Here is a 7034-nt window from a genome sequence, read left to right on the forward strand (position 1 = left end):
GGCACCGCGTCGGCCGCGGAACCGCTGCGCGCGCCGCGCCACCTCGGCGCGCTCGCGCGACTCAGCCGCGGCCAGCGCCTCCGGGGTGATTCCGGATGCCGCGATCACGTCGTCATTGCGCACCACGGCACCCTCCTCCCCGACGGCGGCCATCGCGAGCTCCGGATGCCAGGGCACGCCGACCTTGCGCACAACGAGCACGTCGAGCGGGGCGCGCAGCGCACTGGCCACTTCGGCCGCCACGGGCACTCCGCCGCGGGGCAGCCCGAGCACGACGATCTCACCCGGGGTCTCGGCGAGGGCATCCGGGTGCTCCCTCAGCCGCTCGGCGAGGCGGCGGCCGGCATCCGTTCTGTCTGCGAAGAGGCGCATGCCTTCGGCCTACGCCTCGCCGTGACGGCGGTCAACCCCGTGTCGCGGAATGCGCCGCCACGGTGCGCGGTTGAGGCTGATGATGACTGCTCTCTCCTTCTCGGTTCTCGATCTCGTCCCCGTCCGCTCACGCCAGACCAGCGCGCAGGCCGTCGCGTCGTCGATGGCTCTCGCTCAGCATGCCGACGCCCTCGGGCTCGCCCGCTACTGGTTCGCCGAGCACCACAACATGCCCTCGGTGGCATCGACCACTCCCTCGGTGCTCATCGCGGCTGCCGCGGCTCGCACGCAGCGGATCCGCGTGGGTTCGGGTGGCGTGATGCTGCCGAATCACGCGCCGCTCATCGTCGCCGAGCAGTTCGCCGCGCTCGAGGCGCTCGCCCCGGGGCGCATCGACCTCGGCATCGGCCGCGCCCCCGGCAGCGACCCGGTGATCACGCATCTGCTGCGCCAGTCCGGCACTACCGGAGACGTCGAGCGCTTCCCCGCTCACGTGCAGGACATCGCCGCCATGCTCCAGCCCGACGGCGCGACGGTGCGCTTCACCAGCGGCGGCGAATACGGCGTGAAGGCCACGCCCGTGGCATCCGGTTCCCCCACGATCTGGCTGCTGGGATCGAGCGACTACTCCGCCCAGCTCGCGGCCTCGCACGGCCTGCCCTACGTGTTCGCGAACCACTTCGCGGGAGTCGGGCTCGAGCGCGCGCTCGATCTGTACCGGTCGCAGTTCCGCCCCTCCGAGGCGCTGACCGAGCCGCTGACCTTCCTCACGGCGAACGTGGTGGCGGCCCCTTCGGCAGACGAGGCGGCGGAGCGCGCCCTGCCGCAGCTGCGCGCGATGGCGCGGCTGCGCGGCAACAAGCCGATGCGGGTTCTCGAGACGGTCGAGGAGGCGCTGGCCGCGGCTTCGGATGCTCAGGAGCAGACCCTCATCGACGCGATGCGTCAGAGGTGGTTCATCGGCTCGGGTGATGACGTGCGTTCGTCGCTGACCTCGTTCGCCGCGCAGCACGGCGTCGACGAGATCATGATCTCCCCCGTGGCCGGCGCCTACGACTCCGAACCGCTGGACGCGTCGCCGGGCCGGATGCAGACGCTGGACCTGGTGGTGGCTTAGGCTCGCGGGTTTCGCGGGGTGCGAGGTCAGTTGCGTACGCTTTCATCGGCGGAACCGTACCCGAGTGACCTCGCACCCTGCGCAGGCATGCTTGTCCACAGATCAAACGGATCGAGATGTTGTCCCCCGCCACCGGGATACGCATCGATTCAGGGTTCGACGCGCGTCGAGCATGGACGGATGCGTACGCAGACTCCTCTTCCTCGGATGCTGGGCACACGGTTCACCGTCAGGGAGGCGGCGGGTGCGGGAGTCCCTCGCAGGCGTCGAGATGCCGCTGATCTCGCTCGCCCCTTCCGCGGCATACGCGTCGCAGCTGAAGCCGCGACGTTCGACGACCGAGTGAAAGCGTTCGCTCCGCGTCTCGCTCCCGATCAGCGCTTCGGAGGCAAGACAGCAGCGCGCCTCTGGCGGATGCCGATCCCCGCGGCGTGGGAGGAGGACGAGACTCTTCATGTGTTCGTGCCCACGAGCGGTTCTCGCCCACGCACCGCAGGCGTGTGCGGGCTTCGGCTCGCTCCGGAACGGCTCAACATCCACAGGATCGACGGCGTGCCCGTGCTCGACCCTGTTGCGACGCTCTTCACGTGCGCGAAATCGCTCACGCTTCTCGAGGCGGTGACGCTGATCGACGCGATCCTCACCACCGCGAACAACTACCCGGCGCTTCGACAGAATCGTCCACTGGTGATGATCGAAGACATCGCGGAGCGCCTCGCGGTCTGGCGCAGGTTTCCCGGGTGCGGCATCATCCGGAAGGCACTCGATCTCGCCCACTACGCGGTCGAATCGCCGAAGGAGACCGAGACCCGGCTGCTTCTGCGAGAGCACGGGCTGCCCGAACCGGTCGTGCAGTACAGAGTGCTGGATGGCTTCAGGCTCGTCGCGCGCACCGATCTGGCTTACCCAGAGCTGAAGATCGCGATCGAGTACGAGGGCGACGGGCACCGCACGAGCGCCGAGCAGTGGCGGCGAGACATCCAACGTCAGCGAGAGCTGGAGGCGCTCGGCTGGATCGTGATTCGCCTCACCCAGGAGGACCTCAACGACGCCGATGCGCTGATCGACCGCGTCCGAGGCGCCATCGCATCCCGCTCAGCCTGACCGGCTGACCGGGCCACTCACCGCTGCGAGGTCAGTTACGCACGCTTCCCGGCCGAAACGCGTACACAAGTGACCCCGCACCCGCACGACTGAACGCCACCCGCCCGCGGACGCACACGCATCCCACTGCGAGGTCAGTTACGCACACTTCCCAGCCGAAACGCGTACACAAATGACCCCGCACCCGCGCGGGCGACGCGGACCTACGCCTCCGGCTCGCCGTGCAGCAGGGCGCGCAGCCAGTCGCGGGCCTCGACGAAGACGCCGTCGGCGTAGCGCTCGGGGTAGTGCACGATCCGGCGGTCGGCGCGGGGGTACGAGCCGAGGAAGACGACGCGGGGGCTGAAGCGGCGGATGCCGAGCAGCGCGTCGGCCATGCGCTCGTCGTAGGCATGCCCGTCGGCATCCACCACGAACCGGTACCGGCCGAGCGCGTCGCCGACCGGCCGCGACTGCAGCAGCGACAGGTTGATGCCGCGGGTCGAGAACTGCTCGAGCATGTCGAGCAGAGCGCCGGGGCGGTCGTCGGGCAGCTCGACGATCAGCGAGGTCTTATCGGCTCCGGTCGGCTCGCTCGGCGGGGACGGCTTCGACACGAGCACGAAACGCGTCACGGCGTTGTCGTTGTCGCCGATCTGCTCGGCCAGCACCTCGACGTCGTGGTGCTGCACGATCCCGGGCGCGGCGATGGCGGCCTGGGCGGGCGACGACCCGTCGAGCACGCCGAGAATGGATGCCACATTGCTGGCCGCCGGAACATGAGCGTGCCGTGGCAGGTGCTCGCCGAGCCAGCTGTGGCACTGCGCGTAGGCGACGGGATGCGCGGCGATGACCTCGACATCCTCCAGCCGCACTCCCGGCTTGCCGACCAGCACGAAGTTCACCTTCACCAGGTACTCGCCGATGATGCGCAGCCCCGGCAGCGTGGCGAGCGCGTCGAGCGTGGTCGACACCCCACCCTCGACGGAGTTCTCGATCGCGATCATCGCCGCGTGACTGCGGCCCTCGAGCACGTCGGCGAGCGCCTCGCCGACGTTGTGCACGGCCTTCCAGTCGTGACCGCGAGCCTCGGGCACCTGGTCGAGCGCTGCTTCGGTGAAGGTTCCTGCGGGGCCCAGATAGCTGTAGGTGCGGCGTTCGGTCACCTGGTCAGCCTAGCCCCGCAGCTCCGCGCCCCTTCGAGCCGTGTCATCACCGTGAACCCGCAGATCACGGCATCCGACACCGGCCGAGGTGCGCGACCGACCGAGGAGGGGCAGACTGTTCCCATGACGAGCCGAGCCGGCCTCCCTGCGGAGGAACAAGACCTCATCGACGTCGACGAGCTGATCGCCGCCTACTACGACCGGCATCCGGACCCGTCCGTAGCCGCGCAGCGGGTCGCGTTCGGCACCAGCGGCCACCGCGGTTCGGCCATCACGACGAGCTTCAACGAGGACCACATCCTCGCCACCACGCAGGCCATCGTCGACTATCGCCGCGAGCAGGGCATCCGGGGCCCGCTCTTCCTCGGCCGCGACACGCATGCGCTGTCGCTGCCCGCCGAGCGCACCGCCATCGAGGTGCTGATCGGCAACGGCGTCGACGTGCGCGTCGACTCGCGCGACTCGTGGGTGCCCACCCCGGCGCTCAGCCACGCCATCCTCACCAGCAACCGCGGGCGCGCGCTCGACGACCCCGACCGCGCCGACGGCATCGTCATCACCCCGAGCCACAACCCGCCGCGCGACGGCGGCTTCAAGTACAACCCGCCGCACGGCGGTCCCGCCGACACCGATGCGACGGGCTGGATCGCCCAGCGCGCCAACGCGCTGATCGAGGGCGGCCTGGAAGGTGTCGAGCGCATCCCCCACGCCGACATCGACGACGACTCGATCGGCCAGTACGACTTCCGCGACGCCTACGTGCGCGATCTGCCGTCGATCATCGACATCGAGGCGATCAAGCAGGCGCGCGTGCGGATCGGTGCGGATCCCATGGGCGGCGCGTCGGTCGAGTACTGGCAGCTGATCAAGGACATGCACGGCATCGACCTCACCGTGGTGAACCCCGAGGTCGACCCGACCTGGCGTTTCATGACCCTCGACTGGGACGACAAGATCCGCATGGACCCGTCATCGCCCAGCGCGATGGCATCGCTCGTGGCGAAGCGCGGCGACTACGACGTGCTCACCGGAAACGACGCAGACGCCGACCGGCACGGCATCGTCACGCCCGACGCCGGGCTGATGAACCCGAACCACTACCTCGCGGTGGCCATCGACTACCTGTTCTCGCACCGCACCGAGTGGCCGCGCGACGCGGCGATCGGCAAGACCCTCGTGTCGTCGATGATCATCGATCGCGTCGCCGAGTCGCTCGGCCGACGCCTGCTCGAGGTGCCGGTCGGGTTCAAGTGGTTCGTGCCCGGTCTGCTCGACGGCTCGGTCGCGTTCGGCGGTGAGGAGTCGGCCGGTGCGTCGTTCCTGCGCATGGACGGCACGGTGTGGTCGACCGACAAGGACGGCATCCTGCTCTGCCTGCTCGCCGCCGAGATCATCGCGGTGACCGGCAAGACGCCGTCGGAGCGCTACCGCGAGCTCGAGCAGGCCTTCGGCTCCTCCGCCTATCAGCGGGTGGACGCTCCGGCCACGCCGGAGCAGAAGGCGACGCTCGGCAAGCTGGCTCCGGATGCGGTGAGCGCGACCGACCTGGCCGGCGAGCCGATCACGGCGAAGCTGTCGCATGCACCGGGCAACGGTGCGGCGATCGGCGGGCTGAAGGTGCAGACCGAGCACGCGTGGTTCGCCGCGCGCCCCTCGGGCACAGAGGACGTCTACAAGCTGTACGCCGAGAGCCTCAAGGGTCCGGAGCACCTCGCGCAGGTGCAGGAGGAGGCGCGGGCCGTCGTGTCGGCCGCCCTCGACGGCTGAGAGCGGACGCCTGTCGTAGTCCGGAGCCCGATTGCGAACCGGATGCCGGTCAGGAACCGCGCCGAGCGCCCGCGAGCTGCCGTCCCGCCTCGTGCAGCCATCGCTGCGGGTTCGCCAGCGCCGCAGCACCCGACCCGGCCAGCTCGGTGAGCGAGCGGACCTCGGCGAAGAGCCCGGTGTCGGCGTCGTCGTCGATGCGCCCGGCGACGAGCAGCGCGTCGACGTCCGCCTCTGCGGCGACGGATGCCACGAACGACGGCACCTTGCCGTCACCGGACTGCCCGTCGTAGGCGCCTTCCCCGGTCACGACGACATCGGCATCGGCGATGGCATCCGCGAGCCCGATCAGGTGCGCGACCTCCGCCGCTCCCGGCAGCAGCACACCGCGCCAGGCGAGCAGCGCCGCGCCCACTCCTCCCGCGGCACCGGCACCGGGGGTCTGCGGGTCGAGGGCGAGCAGATCGGCGAGGCGGGCGAGTCCGGCATCCGTCCGCCGCTGATCGGCGATGTCGACCAGCCCCTTCTGCGGGCCGAACACCGCCGCCGCGCCGCGGGGGCCGGTGAGCGGGTTGGTGACGTCGGTGAGCACCCGCACTTCGGGGGCCGAGCGCAGCCCGCCCAGGTCGACCGAGGCGATATCGCCGAGACTGCGGGCGCCTGGTGCGACTTCCGAGCCGTCGGCTGAGAGGAACCGCGCACCGAGGGCGCGCAGCATGCCGGTGCCTCCGTCGGTCGACGCGCTCGATCCGATGCCGAGCACCAGCCGTGAGACGCCGTGGTCGAGGGCCGCCGCGATCGCCTGCCCGAAGCCGCGCGAATCCGCATCCCAGGGGCGCAGCTCGTCGAGAAGCTCGATGCCCGACGTCGAGGCCAGGTCGATCACCGCCGTGCCGTCGGGGGCCTCGGCGGTCGACGGCAGCAGCAGCCACGAAGTATCGACCGGATGCCCGGCAGGGCCGTCGACGGTGATCGGCATCCGCTCGGCCCCCGGAACCGCGGCGGCGAAGGCGGCGACCGTGCCCTCTCCCCCGTCTGCCATCGGGCGCAGCACGGTCTCGGCGTCCGGATCGACTGTCAGCCAGGCGTCCGCCAGCAGGCGGGCCGCGTCGGCCGCGGCGATCGTGCCTTTGAAGCTGTCCGGGGCGAAGACGACTCGCGTCACGGGGCTACGCCCGGTGTGCTCTCGCGCACGACCACCTCGAGGGCGGCGGGCGGCTGGGTCCACTCCGGGTCGACGACGGCGCGGAAGGCCTGCTCGCCGAGGTCGCTGAGCGGCACGTGCACGGTCGTCAGCCGCGGGGTGACGTCGCGGCTGACCGGTACGTCGTCGAACCCGCACACGGCGATGTCCTCGCCCACGCGGCGCCCCGCGTCGCGGATCGCCGTCATCGCCCCCACGGCGATCACGTCGCTGAGCGCGAAGACGAGGGTCCCGGCAGCCACCCCCTCGGCGAGGGCCGCGGTCATCGCGGCGGCACCCGCCTCGCGCTCGAACGATCCGCGGTGCACGCGATCGACCTCGCCGCCCC

At 70.8% G+C, this 7034-nt stretch carries 6 protein-coding genes and 1 pseudogene; 3 read left to right on the forward strand and 4 right to left on the reverse strand.

Annotated elements, in window-relative coordinates:
- Positions 1-372 (reverse strand): annotated as a pseudogene (locus RT309_RS12895) (phosphoribosyltransferase family protein); the annotation flags it as partial.
- 79 nt (positions 373-451) lie between these two features.
- On the opposite strand from RT309_RS12895, the gene RT309_RS12900 reads away from it, so the two are divergent.
- Both RT309_RS12900 and RT309_RS12905 read left to right on the forward strand, forming a co-directional pair.
- Positions 452-1489: an LLM class flavin-dependent oxidoreductase gene (locus RT309_RS12900; RefSeq protein ID WP_396654457.1), complete on the forward strand. Its 1038-nt coding sequence runs from the start codon at positions 452-454 to the stop codon at positions 1487-1489.
- A gap of 414 nt (positions 1490-1903) precedes the next feature.
- Complete coding sequence (locus RT309_RS12905; RefSeq protein ID WP_313357644.1) at positions 1904-2593, forward strand: DUF559 domain-containing protein; 690 nt, start codon at positions 1904-1906, stop codon at positions 2591-2593.
- Positions 2594-2796: 203 nt separating this feature from the next.
- On the opposite strand, the gene pheA is transcribed toward RT309_RS12905, so the two are convergent.
- Positions 2797-3738: a prephenate dehydratase gene (gene pheA / locus RT309_RS12910; protein WP_313357646.1), complete on the reverse strand. Its 942-nt coding sequence runs from the start codon at positions 3736-3738 to the stop codon at positions 2797-2799.
- 123 nt (positions 3739-3861) lie between these two features.
- On the opposite strand from pheA, the gene pgm reads away from it, so the two are divergent.
- Positions 3862-5505: a phosphoglucomutase (alpha-D-glucose-1,6-bisphosphate-dependent) gene (gene pgm, locus RT309_RS12915; protein ID WP_313357647.1), complete on the forward strand. Its 1644-nt coding sequence runs from the start codon at positions 3862-3864 to the stop codon at positions 5503-5505.
- Positions 5506-5554: 49 nt separating this feature from the next.
- Here pgm and RT309_RS12920 read toward each other — a convergent pair whose 3' ends face one another.
- The gene (locus tag RT309_RS12920; RefSeq protein WP_313357648.1) at positions 5555-6667 is read right to left on the reverse strand and encodes a glycerate kinase; all 1113 of its coding nucleotides are present in this window, start codon (positions 6665-6667) and stop codon (positions 5555-5557) included.
- Positions 6664-7034, reverse strand: a 371-nt coding sequence (locus RT309_RS12925) for a substrate-binding domain-containing protein (protein ID WP_313357650.1), incomplete at its 5' end; no start/stop codon positions are given. The genes RT309_RS12925 and RT309_RS12920, both read right to left, overlap by 4 nt.

Origin of the sequence: Microbacterium sp. (assembly GCF_032084865.1) — a bacterium.
GTDB lineage: Bacteria > Actinomycetota > Actinomycetes > Actinomycetales > Microbacteriaceae > Microbacterium.

Excerpts from the sequence above, each read along its gene's own strand:
- RT309_RS12900 (WP_396654457.1), top strand. The coding sequence starts at position 452 with ATGATGACTGCTCTCTCCTTCTCGGTTCTCGATCTCGTCCCCGTCCGC.
- RT309_RS12905 (WP_313357644.1), top strand. The coding sequence starts at position 1,904 with ATGCCGATCCCCGCGGCGTGGGAGGAGGACGAGACTCTTCATGTGTTC.
- pgm (WP_313357647.1), top strand. The coding sequence starts at position 3,862 with ATGACGAGCCGAGCCGGCCTCCCTGCGGAGGAACAAGACCTCATCGAC.